The organism is Draconibacterium sp. (assembly GCF_041583095.1).
Taxonomy (GTDB): domain Bacteria; phylum Bacteroidota; class Bacteroidia; order Bacteroidales; family Prolixibacteraceae; genus Draconibacterium.
Window position 1 is genome coordinate 1 of sequence record NZ_JBFHGM010000077.1, and the last position, 18,199, is coordinate 18,199.

At 40.6% G+C, this 18,199-nt stretch carries 15 protein-coding genes; 4 read left to right on the forward strand and 11 right to left on the reverse strand.

Features of this window, described 5'->3' with window-relative positions; genetic code table 11:
* On the forward strand, nucleotides 1-1,363 hold a 1,363-nt coding region (locus tag ABZB17_RS09355; protein WP_372649672.1), incomplete at its 5' end, for a hypothetical protein.
* 54 nt (nucleotides 1,364-1,417) lie between these two features.
* Here ABZB17_RS09355 and ABZB17_RS09360 read toward each other — a convergent pair.
* On the reverse strand, nucleotides 1,418-2,104 hold the full coding sequence (locus tag ABZB17_RS09360) for a hypothetical protein (RefSeq protein WP_372649674.1): 687 nt from the start codon (nucleotides 2,102-2,104) through the stop codon (nucleotides 1,418-1,420).
* 472 nt (nucleotides 2,105-2,576) lie between these two features.
* On the opposite strand from ABZB17_RS09360, the gene ABZB17_RS09365 reads away from it, so the two are divergent.
* The gene (locus tag ABZB17_RS09365) at nucleotides 2,577-4,268 is read left to right on the forward strand and encodes a M20/M25/M40 family metallo-hydrolase (RefSeq protein WP_372649676.1); all 1,692 of its coding nucleotides are present in this window, start codon (nucleotides 2,577-2,579) and stop codon (nucleotides 4,266-4,268) included.
* Nucleotides 4,269-4,364: 96 nt separating this feature from the next.
* On the opposite strand, the gene ABZB17_RS09370 is transcribed toward ABZB17_RS09365, so the two are convergent.
* The 5 genes from ABZB17_RS09370 to ABZB17_RS09390 all read right to left on the reverse strand — a co-directional run bounded on the left by ABZB17_RS09370 (nucleotide 4,365) and on the right by ABZB17_RS09390 (nucleotide 11,038).
* On the reverse strand, nucleotides 4,365-6,050 hold the full coding sequence (locus ABZB17_RS09370; RefSeq protein WP_372649678.1) for an alpha-amylase family glycosyl hydrolase: 1,686 nt from the start codon (nucleotides 6,048-6,050) through the stop codon (nucleotides 4,365-4,367).
* 14 nt (nucleotides 6,051-6,064) lie between these two features.
* Nucleotides 6,065-7,282 carry a hypothetical protein gene (locus tag ABZB17_RS09375; protein WP_372649679.1) on the reverse strand — a complete coding sequence of 406 codons (1,218 nt, stop codon included), beginning with the start codon at nucleotides 7,280-7,282 and terminating at the stop codon, nucleotides 6,065-6,067.
* Nucleotides 7,283-7,429: 147 nt separating this feature from the next.
* The gene (locus ABZB17_RS09380) at nucleotides 7,430-8,881 is read right to left on the reverse strand and encodes a hypothetical protein (protein WP_372649680.1); all 1,452 of its coding nucleotides are present in this window, start codon (nucleotides 8,879-8,881) and stop codon (nucleotides 7,430-7,432) included.
* Entirely contained in the window at nucleotides 8,878-9,759 is an 882-nt protein-coding gene (locus tag ABZB17_RS09385; RefSeq protein ID WP_372649682.1) for an HAD family hydrolase, read from the reverse strand. The genes ABZB17_RS09380 and ABZB17_RS09385 overlap by 4 nt, the downstream gene beginning before the upstream one ends.
* Nucleotides 9,752-11,038, reverse strand: a complete 1,287-nt coding sequence (locus ABZB17_RS09390; protein WP_372649683.1) for a hypothetical protein — start codon at nucleotides 11,036-11,038, stop codon at nucleotides 9,752-9,754. Before ABZB17_RS09390 ends, ABZB17_RS09385 begins: the two co-directional genes overlap by 8 nt.
* Nucleotides 11,039-11,129: 91 nt before the next feature.
* Here ABZB17_RS09390 and ABZB17_RS09395 point away from each other — a divergent pair, with 91 nt between their 5' ends.
* Complete coding sequence (locus tag ABZB17_RS09395) at nucleotides 11,130-12,005, forward strand: creatininase family protein (protein WP_372649685.1); 876 nt, start codon at nucleotides 11,130-11,132, stop codon at nucleotides 12,003-12,005.
* Nucleotides 12,006-12,083: 78 nt separating this feature from the next.
* Here the strand turns inward: ABZB17_RS09395 and ABZB17_RS09400 are convergent, their stop codons facing one another.
* Nucleotides 12,084-12,290, reverse strand: coding sequence for a helix-turn-helix domain-containing protein (locus ABZB17_RS09400; RefSeq protein ID WP_372649687.1), 207 nt, complete (start codon nucleotides 12,288-12,290; stop codon nucleotides 12,084-12,086).
* A 3-nt stretch (nucleotides 12,291-12,293) separates the two neighbouring features.
* Nucleotides 12,294-12,830 (reverse strand): DUF2975 domain-containing protein, encoded by a 537-nt coding sequence (locus ABZB17_RS09405; protein ID WP_163325232.1) that lies wholly within the window; start codon nucleotides 12,828-12,830, stop codon nucleotides 12,294-12,296.
* Nucleotides 12,831-13,047: 217 nt separating this feature from the next.
* On the opposite strand from ABZB17_RS09405, the gene rimO reads away from it, so the two are divergent.
* Nucleotides 13,048-14,343: a 30S ribosomal protein S12 methylthiotransferase RimO gene (gene rimO, locus ABZB17_RS09410; RefSeq protein WP_372649690.1), complete on the forward strand. Its 1,296-nt coding sequence runs from the start codon at nucleotides 13,048-13,050 to the stop codon at nucleotides 14,341-14,343.
* A gap of 6 nt (nucleotides 14,344-14,349) precedes the next feature.
* On the opposite strand, the gene ABZB17_RS09415 is transcribed toward rimO, so the two are convergent.
* The 3 genes from ABZB17_RS09415 to ABZB17_RS09425 form a co-directional block, all read right to left on the reverse strand.
* Complete coding sequence (locus ABZB17_RS09415; RefSeq protein WP_372649692.1) at nucleotides 14,350-14,982, reverse strand: tetratricopeptide repeat protein; 633 nt, start codon at nucleotides 14,980-14,982, stop codon at nucleotides 14,350-14,352.
* Nucleotides 14,983-15,000: 18 nt separating this feature from the next.
* Nucleotides 15,001-17,127 (reverse strand): carboxypeptidase-like regulatory domain-containing protein, encoded by a 2,127-nt coding sequence (locus tag ABZB17_RS09420; RefSeq protein ID WP_372649693.1) that lies wholly within the window; start codon nucleotides 17,125-17,127, stop codon nucleotides 15,001-15,003.
* 248 nt (nucleotides 17,128-17,375) lie between these two features.
* Nucleotides 17,376-17,978 (reverse strand): short chain dehydrogenase, encoded by a 603-nt coding sequence (locus ABZB17_RS09425; protein ID WP_372649695.1) that lies wholly within the window; start codon nucleotides 17,976-17,978, stop codon nucleotides 17,376-17,378.
* Nucleotides 17,979-18,199: the final 221 nt, after the last annotated feature.

An 18,199-nucleotide genomic window follows, 5' to 3' on the forward strand; every position in this document is an offset into this window, starting at 1 on the left:
AGATGCCGTTGCCGAAGCTGACCGCGAATTCCGTGGTGAAAGTTGGGAGGCAGCCATTGCAGCTTACAATACAGCAAAACAAGCCAAGGCAGACGAAACTTACCCCGATGAACAGCTGGCCAAAATCGATTCGATTGTAATTACAAGAGAACGTATTGCAAGGGAAGAAGCAGAAGCCGAAGCAGCGCGTTTGGCAGCTATCCAGGCCGAAAAAAATAAAAACTACAACGATGCCATTGCCCGTGCAGATGAACTGTTTACTGCTGAGAATTACGAAGAATCGCGCAATGAATACCGCGCAGCTCAGGATATAAAACCGGAAGAATTGTATCCGCCGCAACGTATCGATGAGATCGACCGGATTTTAAGAGAGTTAGCGTCTGCGCAGGCAGAGAAGGAAGAGTTAGACAGGAAATACGCGAATTTGATTATGCAGGCCGACCGTTTCTTCTCTGCAAATAGTTTCACGCCATCAAAACAAAATTACACCGAAGCGCTGGCATTAAAACCTGAAGAAACGTATCCGAAAGATAAAATTGCGGAAATAGATAGGATTTTAGAGCAACGGGCTATCGACGAAAAATACAGAAGTGTAATTGTTGTGGCCGACGGTCATTTCAGAACACAGTCGTACGACGATGCACGTCTGCAATATGAGATTGCTTTAGGGGTAAAACCGGATGAAGAATATCCGAAAGAGCAAATCCGGAAAATCGATGCAATTCGCGAAAACGAACGCCAGCAAATTGCGCAGGAACAAGCTAATGCCGAGGATCTGGCCAGAAGGAGAAATCAGATTGCACAACTGGAAGAGGAGTTGGATGAACAGCGGATTCTGGAAGAATCGGGTTTAAATGCACTCTATGATCAGATCATTAAAAAGGCCGATGGTTCTTTTGATATTGAGCAGTACAACGTGTCGAGAGCCTGGTATTATAAAGCTAAAGATCTGAAACCGGAAGAGACTTACCCGCCACGGCGTATTGCCGAAATTAACCGGATACTGGGCGAAATGATGATGAGTGAACGCGACCGCGAATACCAGCGTTTTATCGATCTGGCAGATGAAAGTTTCAGAAATAACGAGCTGGCAGTGGCCAGAGGTTGGTACAATCAGGCATTGTCGCAAAAGGATAATGAAAACTATCCGAAAGAGCAGCTACGTGAAATTGAACGTCGTGTAGCCGAGCGTGTTGCAGGGCAGAGCCAGCAGCAGTTTGAGAACTTTAAAACAACGGCCAACATTGCTTTCGAGGCAGGAGATTATAATGTGGCCCGTTTCTACTACCGAAAAGCGTTGGAATTAAGATCGGATGACGCAGAGGTGAAAGCAAAACTACAGGAAATAGAGTCCATGCAATAACGCACAAAGCCCGGTAATATTAAACTGCCGGGCTTTTTTATGATCAGATAATTCTTACAGCTTTACAAATTCTTTTCGTATACATTTTAGCATATCCAGGTCCATAGCTTCCGAGAAAATGCGCACAATGTGAATGAGTTTACCATTGTTGAAAAGCACGCCCCGTTCGGCATCAAAAAGTTTGCAAACACCGTTATACCGGATTTGTGTAATTGCTTGTTGAAATTCTTCCGATTCAAAATGCCGGTCAACAATAAAATATCCTTTGTGCTCTTCTACCTGGTCGATAAAAAAATCGGGCTCCAATTCTTTTAAAACAAAAACTTTGCTTACAATCGTTTTCACCTCTTCCTCCAGGTAGATTTTTTCAACGAGGTGCACATTTTTTTCGCTGAAACACTTTTGCAATTTTACCAACTGGCTGTAATCCGGAAAGTCTTTTACACGTATTGCCGGGAATTGTTTATCACCCGATTCAACAATTGCACTGGCAAGATTTATACGTTCAAACAGGCACTTTTCAATACTCGGTGAGTAACACATCAATTGTTCAAGGAAATAAAATTTTTTGGTGAAAAGAAAGATTGAATTTGGAGTGGCTGTTCGTGGGGAGTGCCCGTAATAATCGGCATACGGACTGGAGGCTTCAGCGATATAAACATTGTTTGGTGTGCTTAATGCTATCTGAACGAGTTTTTCATGTTTGATAACAATCCCGTTTAAATGTATGGTATTTTCCATGGCAGTTATTTTAAGTTAGTTGAGTGGAAATGAAAAAAAACTGTATCCAACAATACGATTACGGATGACTAAATGTTATACGCAGTTTATTTCCGGTATCAAAAAACACGCAATCAACCGAGAAGTACAACTTATGAAATCATGACAAATGTTTAGTTTCTAAAAGCAATTATTTGTTATTATTGTATTGACGAAATGTTATTTATATCCCATTTTATTTGTCAATTTGAGATTTATAAGGCTTCATTGTGTATGTTTCGTTTGATAATTGACAAGATAATTATAAATTTTAAATAAGTTGAACTAGTAATTATTAGGACGTTTATATACCTATTAATTTAATTGCAACAAAATATTTAATACATATCTACAGGATATATAAAAAAACGGTGCTTCTGAAATGATAACCAAAAGGTGATAATCTGCCAGAATAGCCCATTTTGTAAAACCATAAAAAAACAATTTGAATCGCATGAAAAAAATTTCTTTATTCTTTGTTCTGTTTATTTCGGGGCATTTATTATTTGCCCAAAATGAGGTTGAAAAAGGTCTGGAGGCTATCACCATGGAGTCGATAAAAGGACAACTGGAGTTTCTGGCATCCGACTGGACCGAAGGCCGCGCGGTAGGAACAAAAGGCGCTTATTTGGCTGCCGATTACATTGCATCGATGTTTCAAACCTATGGAGTTCAGCCATTTGGCGATGTAGCCTATACGCAACCTTCGCGAAGTGAACGTATGGCCGGAGCAAGACCTGAACTGTACCATACTTATTTTCAGAATTTTGGCCTCATAGAATATGAACCCGGGGATGAGCAGTTGTTTTCGGTTGTTACCAGCAAACCGGGAAGCGAAAGTTCGATGGATTTTGGTTTTAAAACCGATTTTTATGTGCAAACGGGAACGGTTGGTCAAAAAGTTCAGGCTCCGCTGGTTTTTGCCGGTTATGGCTACTCTGACGAAGATAAAACCTACGATGATTTGAAAAAAATTGATGTTGAGGGTAAGATTGCTGTTATTCTGCAGGGGTATCCGGGCCATAAAGACACGACATCTACTGCATACAAAAAGTATAAACCTGAAGGACGTTACGCAGAATATTACCTCGAGCGTGATAAAATGAAGGATTTACAGGATGCAGGTGCTTTGGCAGTAATCTACATAAGCCCGGATGCAAACCCAATGATGGGATGGGCAGAAAACAACGTTTACAGAGATAATGGTGGTTTTAACGAAAGTGATAAACGACCAAACCCGTATTATGGAAACAGAATGTCGTTACCCGGAAAAGAAATTGGTGGAAACTTGTCAACTTTTACGGTTTCGTCACGTGTTGTGAACGAAATTTTGTCGGGATCGGGCATTGATATTGAAAAATTTGAAGAGCAGGCGGCTACTGATTTTGAACCTGCATCGAAAGTTCTTAGCGGAAAATCGGTGGCTTTCAAAACGACTGTTAATTCAAAAGTTGTAAATGCCCGAAATGTAGTGGGATATATCGAAGGCGAAAACAAAGATGAGTTTATTGTTGTTGGCGGGCACTACGATCATTTGGGTAAAGTGGATGGCATTATTTACAACGGAGCCGACGATAATGCGTCGGGTACGGTTGGTGTTATGGAAATTGCCAAGGCTTTTATGGCTACCGGTAAAAAACCTGAAAAATCGATTGTATTCGCAGCCTGGACGGGCGAAGAGAAGGGGTTGTTCGGATCAAATTATTTTGTTCGCGACGCAAAAGAAAAGGATATGAATGTGGTGCTGAATTTGAACTATGATATGATTGCAAGAAATCCTGAAGGCGATACTTTGGGCAACCAGGCACACATGGTTTATACGGAAGCAAACACTGTAATTGGCGAAATCACCAAAAAGAATATTGAAGATTTTGATATTAATCTGAATCTAGAGTTGCGTCCGTCGGAGCGTCCCGGTGGTGGTAGCGATCATGCACCATTTGCTGAAGAAGACATTCCGATCTTCTACTTTATGGCAGCTATGCACCCCGATTATCATCAACCATCCGATGAGTTGAACAAAATTAACTGGGAGAAAATGCAGAACATTATTAAAGTTGGATTCCTGAATACCTGGAAATTCGCCAACAGCGATGACTGGAAAAAAACAACAGTAAAACCAGAAGCTGAAGTGGAAACTGAATAATACTGAGCAACAATTAATAAAAGTGAAAGGCTACCAAATTTTGGTGGCCTTTTTTTGATATATCGATGATGGAAACTATTACGTCAAAACAGAGTTTTAGCTTTTAACCAACCATAAACACTGGTAAGCTGTTAGTGTGCCTGAATCAACTGCTGAATCTGAGATCAAATCAAAAGTAAACCCATCCGGAATATCAATTTCCTTTTCTTCATCGCTGAGATTGATAATCACCAATATTTGTTGATCTTTTGCCTCACGTTTCAGAACAAACAAATCGGTTCCGAAATCCAGTATTTCCTGAATGGCATTTGGATGAAACGCCTCTTGCTTTTTACGTATCAGAATAAGTTCTTGTAATGCTTCAAATACTTTTTTCTGTGGGGTATCACCACTCAGAACATTCTGCAATTCATCAAGCTGCCATTTGCGGCGGTTTATGGTACGGTTGTGTTGCGTTTTTTCCACGCCCTCGTAATAATTTGGCGTTGCTGTTAAACTGTGAATGTAAAATGCCGGTACACCTGCCAAACTCATCATACAAATCTGCGAAGCCAGGAATCGTTCCGCCTGCAAGCTGTCTTCGCCCTTGTGTGTGCCTTTAAGTGCATCAAAATAGGTGATGTTTAATTCGTAAGGACTTTGGCTGCCATCGGGGTTGGATTTGTAGTTTATCCTACCGCCAAAACCTTTCATATTTTCCACCAAAGCGTTCTTCTCGTCGTCGGGTAAAAGTCCTTCCAGCGGACGAACACCAATACCGTCGTGCGAAGCTGTAAAATTGAAAAAGGTTTTATCACCCTTCAGTTGCGGGAGACTTTTTGCCCAGGTCGATAAATAACTTGAATTACCCGTATGTAACGCGTGCAACAAAAGAGGAGGGAGACTGAACTGGTAAACCATATGTGCTTCGTCGCCATCGCCAAAATAGCTCAGGTTTTCTTTGTTGGGCACATTGGTCTCTGTCAATATTATGGTATTCGGATTAATAAACTCGGCAACATCGCGCATTAATTTTACCACTTCGTGTGTTTCCGGCAAATGCAAACAAGTTGTGCCAACTACTTTCCACAAAAACGCTATTGCATCAAGGCGAATAATACGTGCGCCTTTGTCGATGTAGCCAAGCAGGATGTCCATCATTTCAACCAGCAGATCCGGGTTTGAGAAATTCAGATCCACCTGATCGTCACTAAAAGTTGTCCAAACATGTTTAATGCCGTTTGCTGTTTCGTAAGGCGTTAAAAGTGGTGTGCTGCGCGGACGAGTAACCTGCGAAAGATCTGTTTCCGGATCTTCGGTAATAAAATAGTCTTTACCACTACCGTGCTGCTTTAAAAAGTTTTTAAACCACTGACTTTTGCTCGATGCATGATTGATAACCAAATCGGCCATCAGGTCGTAATCTTTTGTCAGGTCTTCAATATCGCGCCAGTCGCCCAGTTCGGGATTCACTTGTCTGAAATCGATCACCGAAAATCCATCGTCGCTGCTGTATGGGGAAAAAGGTAGAATATGAACAACGGTTAATTGTTCGTTCAGCTTTTCGTTTAAAAAAGTACGCAGCGTTTGCAACGGAGCTTCATTAGCTGTTTTTATACTGTCGCCGTAGGTGATTAAAACCACATCCTTTTCGTTCCATTTCTGCCCTTTCGATGAGTTTATCCGGTAGGTTGAAATAACACGTATCAGATCGGAAAGAATTGATTTCTCATAACTATCCTTGTAGATAAACTTTAGCCGATTTTCAATTTTTTTTATAAAAGAAGTATCGGGATTAATCATATTTCTTCAGGTTTTTAAATGATTTTGTTATCTGCTTCTACTATCTCATGAAACTCTTCTAGAATACCCGGGAATGCGCTCTGAACACGTTTCCAACTTGGCATAAGTGGTACGTTGTCCGGGTTTTCCAGAAACTGAATGCCGGATTGATAAACGTTTTTTACAAACAGGTCGATTACTTCCTCTTCTTTATGGAAATCGTATGACAGACCGTTCATTGCAGCATCGGCTTTATACAATTCAACAAACTCCAGCGCAATACGGTAATAGGTAGCTTTCAGTGTTCTGAAAAACTCGGGGCTTAAGGTTACACCATCAGATGCCAGTTTGGCAAAAATAGCCCGTGAAACATCACGGCTCATTTTTGAAAGTCCTTTTTCGGCATCTTCTGCTGATAAGGATTGATGTTTGTGGTCGTAACGATCGGCAATTTCAACCTGGCAAATTCGGTTGAATGAGTTATTACGTTCCACCTCATTTAAAATGCCAATTTCAAGGCCCCAGTCGTACGGAATACGAATGGTTTTGATAATATCGGCACGCATTGAGAATTCGCCGGCCAGCGGATATCTGAAACTATCGAGATACTCCAGGTAAGTATGGTGACCAAGAAGTTTTTTCAAGGTTCTTAAAAGCGGCGTAACGAGCAAACGTACTGCCCGGCCATGTAACTTTTCGTCATCGGTTCTGAAATAGTAGCCTTTGCAGTATTTGAAATTGAACGACGGATCGGCAACAGGGTAAACCAATCGAGCCAGCATTTCGCGATTGTAGGTAATAATGTCGGCATCGTGCAGCGCAATCGCTTCTGATCGGTTGGATGCAATCATGTAACCAAAACAAAACCACACATTTCGTCCTTTCCCGGGAACGGTAGTAACGATATTCTTCGAAGCCAGTTTCTTTTTGAATTCCTGCATGCGCGGGCCGTCGTTCCATAAAACACGGTGATGCTGTGGTAACTCTGCAAAAAACTCCAGTGCATTTTTGTATTCATAATCATCAGCACGATCCAGTCCAATCACGATCTCTGAAACGTAAGGTATCCCTTTTAAAATCGATACAATATCTTTTAATGCCTGACGGGAAAGCTCTGAATACAAGGAGGGAATGATCAATCCAATGGGACGTTTCTTACTAAATTTTTCCAATTTTTGTTCCAGCTCCTCATAAGGTCTGGCACGTAAATTATGCAGTGTTGCTACAAATCCATTTTGATAAAAATCTCCCATTTTCTACTTTTTTAGTGTGTCAAATAACTGATGCATGGTGCCGTCTTTCCGGCAACCTTTTAAATATAAAAAAACATTTGTTTTAAAAGTTCCCCATCTGTTTTCAAATGGAATGTTAGGCCGAATAATTAACATGCACCTTTCGTATTATAATTCGCGCATGTACATACTTTTTATAATTGGTTCGAGTTTATCAGCAATTATTTTATGATCGAGTTTTTCCTTTAGCACTTTAAGGTTGTGCATTACCACCTGGTTACGGTACGAAATATCGGTAAGCAGGCGGTAGGCCGAATCAACCAGTTCATCAGTTACTCCGCCACCGTCAATCGCAGGAAGGTCAAAACCGTATTGCTCAATTTCTTCTTTGTAAACCTCGTATTTATTGATTACCGCCGGTAATCCGTACGACATCATTTCCAGCAGGTTATTACCAAAACCTTCCACATCGCTGAAATAAGTTCCAATTCCGCCATGAGCAGCCACAATAGAAGGTACTTCAGCAAATTTGTAGAACTTCCTGTCCACAATAATATCGCGATGAGAAAGAATGTTGTGTTCGCCAAATATCAACACCACATTACTGTCCGGATTTGCCTTGCATAGTTCGGTGTAATGTACGTACAGATTATTCAGGTACTGGTTTTGCTCGTCGCCCGAATGACCACTAACAATTACGGCAACACATTTTTTCTCGCGGTTTTTAGTGAATTTCTTTTCCAGCTCAAAAGCCAGATCGATGGCCAGCTCGATTTTCTTTCGCGGAACAACGCGGGTGTGCTGTAACAGAATTACGGTTTCATCTATAGTAAAACCACGGCTTTCAACTTGCTGTACCAGCCCGATGTCTTTAAAAAATGAGTCGTTGTAATTGTCTTGAGCCGGGCAAATGAGCTTTTCGGTTGCGGGATTAATATCTTCCCAATCCCATGGAATTTCGCAGGTGTTAGGAACAACCGTTGTTCGCAACTTAAAGAATTTCTCTAGTTTACTGGCATTGTGTTGTTCGAAAAGCCTTTTTCCCAAATCGATTTGCTGTTTATTGATAAAGGCAATCGAATTTACAAAGGTAACTCCCGGCAGGTATTTTAAATATTTCTGAATCACTTCATTGGGATTCGAAAATATATCGCGCTCAAAATATGAGTCGTGCCACCAAACCATTAATTTCGGCCAGATAATTCCTTCGGCACGTAATTCTTCAATGTAATAACCTAAACCGACTGCTGTTATGAAATTATAAGGATGCGATGTATTGTGCGCAATAATCAGATCGATATCGTTTTCATCAACCCATTCCTGAATTACCTTTTTTGCATACAAGGCATTTTCATGAATCAATTCATCAAGGCCCTCGGTATCGGGGTTATTGAAATTATTCAGAATGGTTTTATGCGCCTCGCTTTTGTGCCAGAATACATCGTTGGTTTGCGCATTAAAACGTGGCGATGAGTGCGCGGCCAAAAAGAAAAAGTTACCAATGTTTATGTCGAGGTGTTCCGACATGGCTTCAACTGTTTGGTCGATAACAATGGAAACACCATCGTTTTTACCAATTAGGGAATGAATAATTCCTACGCGTAATTCGTTTAGCTTCATCCTATAATTTTCAATAGTTGTTTTAAATCGTTGATAATAAAATCGGGGAACATTCCTTTAACGCGAACGTCTTCTTCACGTAGGCGCAGCGAACGTTCGTCGCCGGCAAAAAGAACGGTTCGCAAACCAGCTTTTGTTGCGGTGTACACGTCTTTCAGCATGTCGTTGCCCACAAAAATGGTTTCCGATGTTTCGATATTGTATTTGCTGTTCAATACCGGAATAAACTTTTCAAACAAAGCCGTATCGGGTTTTGCCCGTAATTCCTTAAACGAGTATACCGAAAGGTCTTCCTCAAAAAGATCGATATGCTGATCGGTTGAAAATTCACCGGTTAGAAAATAGTTCATGATAATGGGCGTGTAGAACTGCGCATTGGAAACAATGCCTATCGGCAAGCCCATCTTTTTTATTTCCATCAGTACTTCTTTCATTCCCGGCATGGGGTAAACGCGGTTGCTCAATAGTTCGAAAACCATTATAGTGTCGGCCCACGATTCCTTACCTCTTAGTTTTAATAACCCTTTGTTTTCGGCTGCTTCGAACATGTTTTGCCAAACCTTAAAAATATCAACATCGGGGTAGGAATGGCCTTCTGCTTTTAGCTCTTCATGTTGCCTTTTAACCTGCACTTGTAACTGATCGAGCAGAAAGCTGCAGGTAGCTTCCTTGCAACCCGATAAATCGAATCCTCCGGCTTCCATGGCGGCTCGCATATTATCTTTATTTAGCGAAGCCTGATCGATATCGCCCGACGAAGAAATAAGCAAGGTGCCATAGATATCGAAAATTACGGCCTTAATTTTTTCATTCGTATCGGGTTTTAAATTAGGGCAAAAAGTGGTTGGGATGGGTTGCAGTTTCTCCGAACTATCCAACCATTTTTTTATATCGTTTCTGAAGTTTAATTCCATATCCTTGCAGCGAATAGTTGTTTTTGATGATTGTCTTGTTTTTTTCTGTAATATGTGACTTTACGTCACTAAACAAAGTGTTTAAAATGGGATTTTGTTCAAACAGTTTGTGTTTTTCTATCTTTTCGTTAATAACTCCAAGGATGATCTCCATCTGCATTTTTAAGTTCAGATCTTTGAAATCGGTTTTAATTCCGGGAATATTTAATTTGTAGTAGAGCGTGGGGAAGCTAAAACCATCGTCCTTAAAATCGCGGGTGATAAAATCAATATCGCGGCCTACCACAGGTGTATCCAGCAACCAGGGCTCAAGATATACCATTCCAAAACCTTCTTTATAACTTGTGGTGATGCAGAAATCGCTGCCTCGCAGTAAGCTCTCGAAGTTTACTTTTTTTCCGGCTTCAAACACAATGTCAATCCCATTCTCTTCACAGAATTTAGTCCACTGGTTGTACATTTCTATCTCTACCGGATTTTGGGGAGGTTGAGTTACCGCAAAATTAGCCCGGTGACGGAATAAAATGGAGAGCAGTATAAATTCGCCGATATTTTTTCGTTGAATTACACGTACCGGGTAAGTTACCAAAAGTTTGTTGGCATCAATATTCAACTCATCACAAACGGCTTGTTTGGCAACCGCTTTTTCGGGTAAATCATCAGAAGTGTTAAACGTTACCGGGTTAGGAAGCCATTCAAGACGGTCTTCGGTTACGCCGAGTTCTTTTAATCGGTCAAAGTCAAAGGAATTCAGCACCCCAAAATGATAGTTGGGCAACTTCGGATACAACACCTCGTTGATATCCTGAAGAAAAATGTCATAGATAATTTCTTCCAGAAATGAATAATTGCTGGGGCGGTCTTCGGCAAAATCGTGAGCGTGGTTAAATACCTTTACACCTTCTTTTGCGAGCAAATAAACCGCATAGGTAACAATTGGGTTTTTTCCGAGATTCAGGTTGTGAAAATGTAAAACGGTATCGGCTGTGAGGTGTTCTCTAATGTCTCGATGAACTTTATGCAATAGCTCTTTTGCTTCCTCTTCGGTATATTGCCGGCGCTCCAAATAATTCAGCTCCGGAAGAATATGAAGTTCTGCATTTTTCGATGTTATTTTATCGGCATCAGGGCAGGAGCCCACCAAAACTTTTATCTCTTCGCCTTGCAGGCTTTCTATTTGCGATTCTATAATCCTGGTAACACCACCCGGATTTAAATGACTATGTGCGATTACTACTGGCATGTTGTAAGTTTATGTATAAAATTAGGAAATCGTTGGGAAAATGTTTCCAAGAATCTATATTTATGGAAATATTAACTAAAACCTAAAACCTATGAGAAAAATAGTAACATTATTGTTATTGGCAATCACTTCTTTTGTTTCTGCACAGGAGCTATCATACCGTCTGGAAGAATTAACCGCTCCTGATTTTATTAAAGCTGTTGAAAAGAGTACAAAAACCTGCATTATTCCTATTGGCGTAATGGAAAAACATGGTGCGCAATTGCCATTGGGTACCGATCTTTATTTGTCGCGCGAATATTCACTTAGGGCTGCCGAACAGGAATATATAGTTGTTTTTCCGTGGTATTATTTTAGCCAGATAAACGAGGCCCGTCATCAGCCAGGCACTATTTCGTATTCACCCGAACTGATATGGAAAATGTTACAGGAAACATTGGACGAACTACATCGCAATGGTTTTGAAAAAATCATAATCGTAAACGGCCACGGTGGAAACAATGCATTTCTGAATTATTTTGGAATGGCACAACTCTCTGAACCGCGGGGTTACTCACTGTATTGGTTTCGACCGGAAGATAGCAAGGAGGTTAATGAAAAAGCTGAAGCTTTAACACGACACGATCCGTATGATGCACATGCCGGAAACAGTGAAACTTCGGCAATGGTTGCTGCACAACCCGATGTGGTGCATGTTGAGCGGGCCAAACAGCAATCGGGTGTTAATCAGGACAGGATGAAAGAATTAAAATATGTTTACACCGGAATTTGGTGGTATGCCAGTTACCCGAATCATTACGGCGGAGAAGCCTGGGATGCTAATGCTGAAGCCGGAGAATTGAGGATCAATCATACCGTAGATCAATTGGTTGAAATGATTAAGCTGGTGAAAGCCGATACAGTTGTACCTGCTTTGCAGGAGCAGTTCTTTAAGGAAGCGGCTGATCCGCTAAAGACGAAACAATAAAAGAAAGCTATTAGCCTCGAGCGTTGAGCTACGAGCAAAAAGATTTCATTCCGGAAGGAGTGAAATCTTTTTTTGATTCTAATCTTCAACATATTCCAAAATATCGCCTGGTTGACAATCCAGCGCCTCGCAAATAGCTTCAAGCGTACTAAAACGAACTGCTTTGGCTTTCCCTGTTTTTAGTATCGAAAGGTTGGCCAGTGTGATGTTTACTTTTTCTGAAAGTTCGTTAAGCGACATTTTTCGCCGGGCCATCATTACATCAAGATTTACAGTTATAGGCATAGCTTAAACGGTTAAATCATTTTCTGACTGCAACTCAACTCCGCGTTTAAATATTTGCGAAATAATAAATACCAGGCCTGCCATAAACAGATACGGACCATGACTCCAGGAATCATTTAATTCACCTGCTTTTTCTCCAAGCCAGGCAAAAAATCCTCCAGCAGAAATTGATAAAATCCAAATTATAAAAAGAAGATAACTTATTCGTTCTAATCTTTCGATAACTTCCATATTAAATGGATTGGTCAATTGTATTCTTTTTAATAATCTCAACACCAATATCCAAATTGTGATATTTAAGAGACTAACGGACATTACTAATACAATTACGAGCGTTAAATATCCAGGATTCGTTTCTAATAAATTGAACCAATCTGGGATAAAAAACAAATTTGAAAGTGGTATACCTCTGATAAGGAAGGATAATCCCATTAAACCAATACCAACTAGTTTTAGAAAATACCAGGTAATTGATAGGTACACCAAAAATTTCATTACAGCCAGCACTTGTTGGGTTCGGGTTAGTTCTTTGTTTTTCATTGTGAGATATTTAATTTGTAGACGAAAATAAATAAATAATTATTGAAAAACAATAAATAAAAGTCTTAAATCAATAAATATTTATTGATTGGTACTGTTTGGATGATAAATACACTATTAATTACATGTGTTATATTTCAATAGTTAGTAGCCTATACTTTCTTAATTCAGACAAATTTATCTTTACTTTGCAGCCTCAAAAGAAACAAGATAAGTTATGGCGAAGAAAAGGGTAAATGTGGTAACCATGGGATGTTCGAAAAACCTAGTTGATTCGGAGGTTTTGCTGAACCAGTTGCAGAAGGGAAAGTTTGAAGTGTTGCACGATTCAAACGAAACCAATTTTGATGCAGTATTTGTAAATACCTGTGGATTTATTCATGATGCCAAGCAGGAATCGATTGATATGATTCTGGATTATGCCGAGGCTAAAAAACGAGGCGAAATCGATAAGCTTTACGTTATGGGATGTCTCTCGGAACGTTACCACAACGAGCTTCAGGATGAACTGCCCGAAGTAGACAAATACTTCGGTAAGTTTGATATGAAAGCTATGGTTGAAGAGCTAAAAGTTACCTATGCGCCCGAATACATTTACGAGCGTAAAATCACCACGCCATCGCATTTTGCTTATCTGAAAATCTCAGAAGGTTGTAACCGCTCGTGTTCGTTTTGTGCCATCCCGAAAATGACGGGCCGACACCAATCGCGCACCATCGAAAGCCTTGTGATGGAAGCCCGTTATCTTGCTAAGAAAGGAGTGAAAGAACTGTTGCTGATTGCCCAGGATCTTTCGTATTACGGAATTGATTTGTACGGTAAAAACCAACTGGCAGAATTGATCAACAAAGTTTCGGAAGTGGAAGGAATTGAGTGGATTCGTTTGCATTATTTGTATCCTACCAAATTCCCGATGGAGATTTTGCCGGTAATGCGCGAAAACCCGAAAGTGTGCAAATACCTGGATATGCCGTTGCAGCACATTTCAAACCGCGTATTGAAAAATATGTTGCGCCATGTTACCCGCGAAGAAACTGAGGCGTTAATCGCCAAAATAAAAGAAGAAGTACCGGAAGTGGTTATTCGTACAACAATGCTTGTTGGATTCCCGGGCGAAACAGAGGAAGATTTTGAGGAGTTGAAAGAGTTCGTTCAGAAGCAGAAATTTGGCCGACTGGGTGTTTTCCCTTATTCGAATGAAGATGGCACCTATGCCGCCAATAAATTCGAAGACAATTTGCCTGACGAAGTTAAACAAGCGCGTGCCGATGAAATAATGGAAGTGCAGCAATACATTTCAGCCGAACTCAACCAGCAGAAAATAGGGAAGGAGTTCGATGTTATTATCGACCGAAAAGAGAGCGATTACTACGTTGGACGTACCGAGTTTGATTCGCCTGAAGTTGACGGAGAAGTTTATATTACTACCGACAGGGAAATAAAAAACGGCACCATTTTTAAAGTGAAAATAACAGGTGCCGAAGATTATGACTTGTACGGAGAACTCGTTTAAACTACGTTATAGTTTCTGCATCTCCATTTCATTTATTTCTTTACCCCAGCTCGGATGAAGCGGTGATTCCGGTTCGAATTTGTCGAATTTCTCTTTTGCAGTTTCAAAATGAGGACGGGCAACTTCTGCACCACCTCCAAATTGCTCGGGCATATTAAACAAGGTAATTGCGCGCAAATAGTAACTTCTCGGATTTTCCGGATTAAGAGCAATTGCTTTGTCGAGCGCCGCATTCATTTTAGGCATGTATTCCATTCCTCGTGTCATCGGATCTACCGTAATTCGTGATGGATATAGAAATGCCTGTAGCGAATACAATTCCGATTCATCGGGGGCAATTTGAAGCGCTTTGTCCAAAAATTGCTGTGCTTTATCCAGGTAAGCATCTTTTTTGTTTACGTCTTGGTCGAAGTAACTGACCACGATCATGGAATACGAAGCATAATACAAAGGCAACCATTCTTTGGTTTCGGTCATGCTGATTCGTTCAAAAGTATTTGCTGCCTCCTGAAAATTGGCAACTGTTTCCGAGCTTTTCATTTTTTCGAGAGCGGCTGTCATAGCTGCCTCGTAATTTTTTCCCTGTGCTGCGGCAGTTAAAACTACCAGACTGAAAATAAGCGTTAATAAAGTCTTCATGTGATTTAATTTTTAAGTTTATAATTGAAATGATAGTAGAAATACAATGAGTCGTTTTTGCCCCGGAACGATGGGTTGCGATTGGTAAACTCCATTATTGTCCGGTGTTTGTGCGTAGTTGTATCCAAATACATTGTTAAATCCCAAGGCGTTGTTTACAATTACGTGTGCAACAGTTTGTGTGTTGAACAGATAGAATATGTGCGTGAATCCAAAACTCATATCGTTGTAGGTTTTGGTTTTGCCAGCCATAAATTCAGGAGTATTTGGATTATTGTACGGACGTCCGCTGGCAAAAGTGTAGGAGCCCGAAATAAACGAATTAATCTTTGTAAAATACTGTTTGTAAACCACCGAAAGGTTGTGTTTTGAAACGTAATGAGGTGTTACTTTTACCGGATAATCACGGTATTTTCTTTTTGAATCGATCCACGAATACGAAATCCAGTAATCGGCTTTCCCAAACTGCTTTTGGTCGCGCCAAAAAACATCGATCCCTCTTGAATAACCACTTCCAGTGTTGTTGTAATTTCCGGGTTCAACAGAAAATTCTTCATCAAATTTTACCAGGTCGGAATAGTTTTTATTGTAGGCTTCAATGCGTAATGTGCGGCTGTCTTTTTTATACTGCCAGGTTAAAATCGAATGCGTTGAAGTTTCAGGTGCCAGCTCGTCGGTGAATTTCAAATAATCATCATTCGGATTCTGAAAGAACTTTCCGTAAGCTGCTGAAAGCTGGCTGCTTTTGCCGGTTTTAACGGCCGCAGAGAGACGCGGAACAACATTTAATTCATTGATAAGCGAGTTGTATTCGATTCGTAATCCGGCTTTTAACGCGAGGTTCTTTGTTACTTTCCACTCCGATTCGGCAAAACCAGCGAACAGATTGTTGCTGAATGAAAGGTTGAAACTCCCATTCATCTTGATGTCCTGGTCGTATTTGTAAATCAAAGCTTCAGCGCCAAAAGTTGTGGTTACATCTTTAACGGAATAATTGGATAATGTAAGTTTCAGTTGGCTGCTGTTTCGCGAAGTAGCGATATTATCGGAATCGATATCCATATGCTCACGGTCGATGTTAACGGCAAAGCCAGTCTGGATCATCCAGTCGTCATTTAGCATTTCGTTATACGTTGTATTCGAATACAAATTTTTATTGCCCAACGAAACTTCCTGGAAAGCAGATTGCTCAAAGTTATCGTACAATAAACTGCTGGTGTCGTAGTTAAAACTGGCGAAAGATTTTATCATTCCCGTTTCACTGGTTTTTTGCCGGAATAGCATCGTTGAACCAACAATAACGGGGACTTTCAACCATTCAACATTTTGCTTAAAGATCTTATTCGTAAGCGCTGTGTTCAGGTATTCTCCACTGATTGACAACGATGTATTTTCCCATCTTTTAGCATGCGATCCTTGTAACCCGACTGATAGAACAGAAATACTCGATTTGGTTTCCGGCTCCAATGCAACAGTATTTAAAGCAACAATCGAGGAAAGTGCCTGTCCGTATTCGGCCGAATAACCTCCGGTGCTAAACACCGAACCGTTAAAAAGGATGGGGGAGAACCGGCCCCGTGTTGGCAGATCGGGCATTTTTGAATAATAAGGCGTATTTACCAGCATGCCATCCATAAAAGTTTTGGTTTCGTAACTTTCGCCACCACGCACAAAAAGTCGTCCTTCTTCGCCCACTGTATGCGAACCGGGTAATTTGCCAAAAGCACCAAAAATATCGCCATTGGCGCCTGCTGTAAGCGCCACATCAAGCGGTTTTAAAACCACCGATTTCTTTTTGTCGCTGGCCTCAAAAGTACCGGCGTTGATTATAACTTCGTCTAGTTCACTTATTTCTTCAATCAGTACGATTTTTAGGTCTGTAATATTACTAGTGAGGTTTAACTGTTGCCCATAGGTTTCGAATCCGACACAACTGGCAATAAGTGTCTGTTCGCCGCTTGTTTCGGTTTTAAACGAGAATACACCGAGGCTATCGCTCGTTGTCCCGTCGTATGTACCCTGAATAAAAATATTCACCCCGGTAATCGGGCTTCCGGTTTCCGATTGTACTACTCCTGAAATTTTGACCTGTGCATGAGCAAACAGAATCAGAAATTGAAAGAGTATTATTAGACGAGTTTTCATGATTTTTTCTGTTTTATTGTTTTCGTACTTCAAAAATCTTTCAGAAAAAGGAGGGACAGAAATAAAAGAATACAGTTGGTTAGCTTTAACCCACGAACGGGATTAATACAAGTACGAACCGGAAAACGATTTTGAGGGTGAAGTTAGAATAAAGTGGAGGCTTTTATTTTGATGGCTAGGATCAGAAATGAAAATAGCCGCTCCTTTGGAACAGCTATTTTTATGATACTATATTTTCGTTTGAAATGCTATTCGTAAACGCGAATGATCTCTCCGGTTCGCAGGCCTTCCACACTGCGCTCGTATCCTTTGGCTACTTTCTGCATCGAAACAGGAGTGTGCCCCGGGAATGCATTTCCAAGTCGTTCAGCCGAGTCTTCAACCAGTTCGGGCGAAACCACATTCAAACGAAATTCATTTCGGTGCTCCTGCGAAACAGCAAGCACAAAACCATGGATGGCATTATTTGCCATTGCGGAGTTGGTTGCTCCAAACACCGGATCGTCGGCCAAAACGCCTGTTGTTAAAGTAATCGATCCTCCTTCATTGAGGTAGTGTCTGCCAATCCGAACAATGTTTACCTGGCCCATTAGCTTGCCTCTTAAACCAACATAAAAGTCCTCCTCAGAAAGTTCGGCAAAAGGTCCCCATTTTGTAGCTCCGGCGCAATTCACAATGGCATCAACTTTACCAATCTGCTCAAACATATTCTTTATCGATTCCGAATTTTCCATATCCACCAGCACATCGCCGTTATTTCGGCTGGCAGTTATTACCTCGTGCTTTTTCTTAAAATGGCTGGCTACGGCGCTGCCAATTGTGCCTTGCCCTCCAATAACTACTATCTTCATAAATTCAATATTTATTTACCGTTTAACAGCTTAAACCGGCGGTTGTTTAATACCACTTACTGTTTCTAAAATACAATAAAAGACATTGCTGTCCCATTAAAATCTAATAATATTCTTTGAAAATATTGAAATTTAGTTAGTTGCAGGCGATTTTCGATTAAACGGATTTCAATTTGCATTTTCGCTATTCATAAACAGATTAGCAAATGCATAAGGATAAA

Coding starts and splice junctions, on each gene's coding strand:
- ABZB17_RS09375 (WP_372649679.1), bottom strand. CDS start 7,282: ATGGGAGATTTTTATCAAAATGGATTTGTAGCAACACTGCATAATTTA.
- rimO (WP_372649690.1), top strand. CDS start 13,048: ATGGCGAAGAAAAGGGTAAATGTGGTAACCATGGGATGTTCGAAAAAC.
- ABZB17_RS09370 (WP_372649678.1), bottom strand. CDS start 6,050: ATGATTAATCCCGATACTTCTTTTATAAAAAAAATTGAAAATCGGCTA.
- ABZB17_RS09425 (WP_372649695.1), bottom strand. CDS start 17,978: ATGAAGATAGTAGTTATTGGAGGGCAAGGCACAATTGGCAGCGCCGTA.
- ABZB17_RS09420 (WP_372649693.1), bottom strand. CDS start 17,127: ATGAAAACTCGTCTAATAATACTCTTTCAATTTCTGATTCTGTTTGCT.
- ABZB17_RS09395 (WP_372649685.1), top strand. CDS start 11,130: ATGAGAAAAATAGTAACATTATTGTTATTGGCAATCACTTCTTTTGTT.
- ABZB17_RS09365 (WP_372649676.1), top strand. CDS start 2,577: ATGAAAAAAATTTCTTTATTCTTTGTTCTGTTTATTTCGGGGCATTTA.
- ABZB17_RS09380 (WP_372649680.1), bottom strand. CDS start 8,881: ATGAAGCTAAACGAATTACGCGTAGGAATTATTCATTCCCTAATTGGT.
- ABZB17_RS09415 (WP_372649692.1), bottom strand. CDS start 14,982: ATGAAGACTTTATTAACGCTTATTTTCAGTCTGGTAGTTTTAACTGCC.
- ABZB17_RS09400 (WP_372649687.1), bottom strand. CDS start 12,290: ATGCCTATAACTGTAAATCTTGATGTAATGATGGCCCGGCGAAAAATG.
- ABZB17_RS09405 (WP_163325232.1), bottom strand. CDS start 12,830: ATGAAAAACAAAGAACTAACCCGAACCCAACAAGTGCTGGCTGTAATG.
- ABZB17_RS09390 (WP_372649683.1), bottom strand. CDS start 11,038: ATGCCAGTAGTAATCGCACATAGTCATTTAAATCCGGGTGGTGTTACC.
- ABZB17_RS09360 (WP_372649674.1), bottom strand. CDS start 2,104: ATGGAAAATACCATACATTTAAACGGGATTGTTATCAAACATGAAAAA.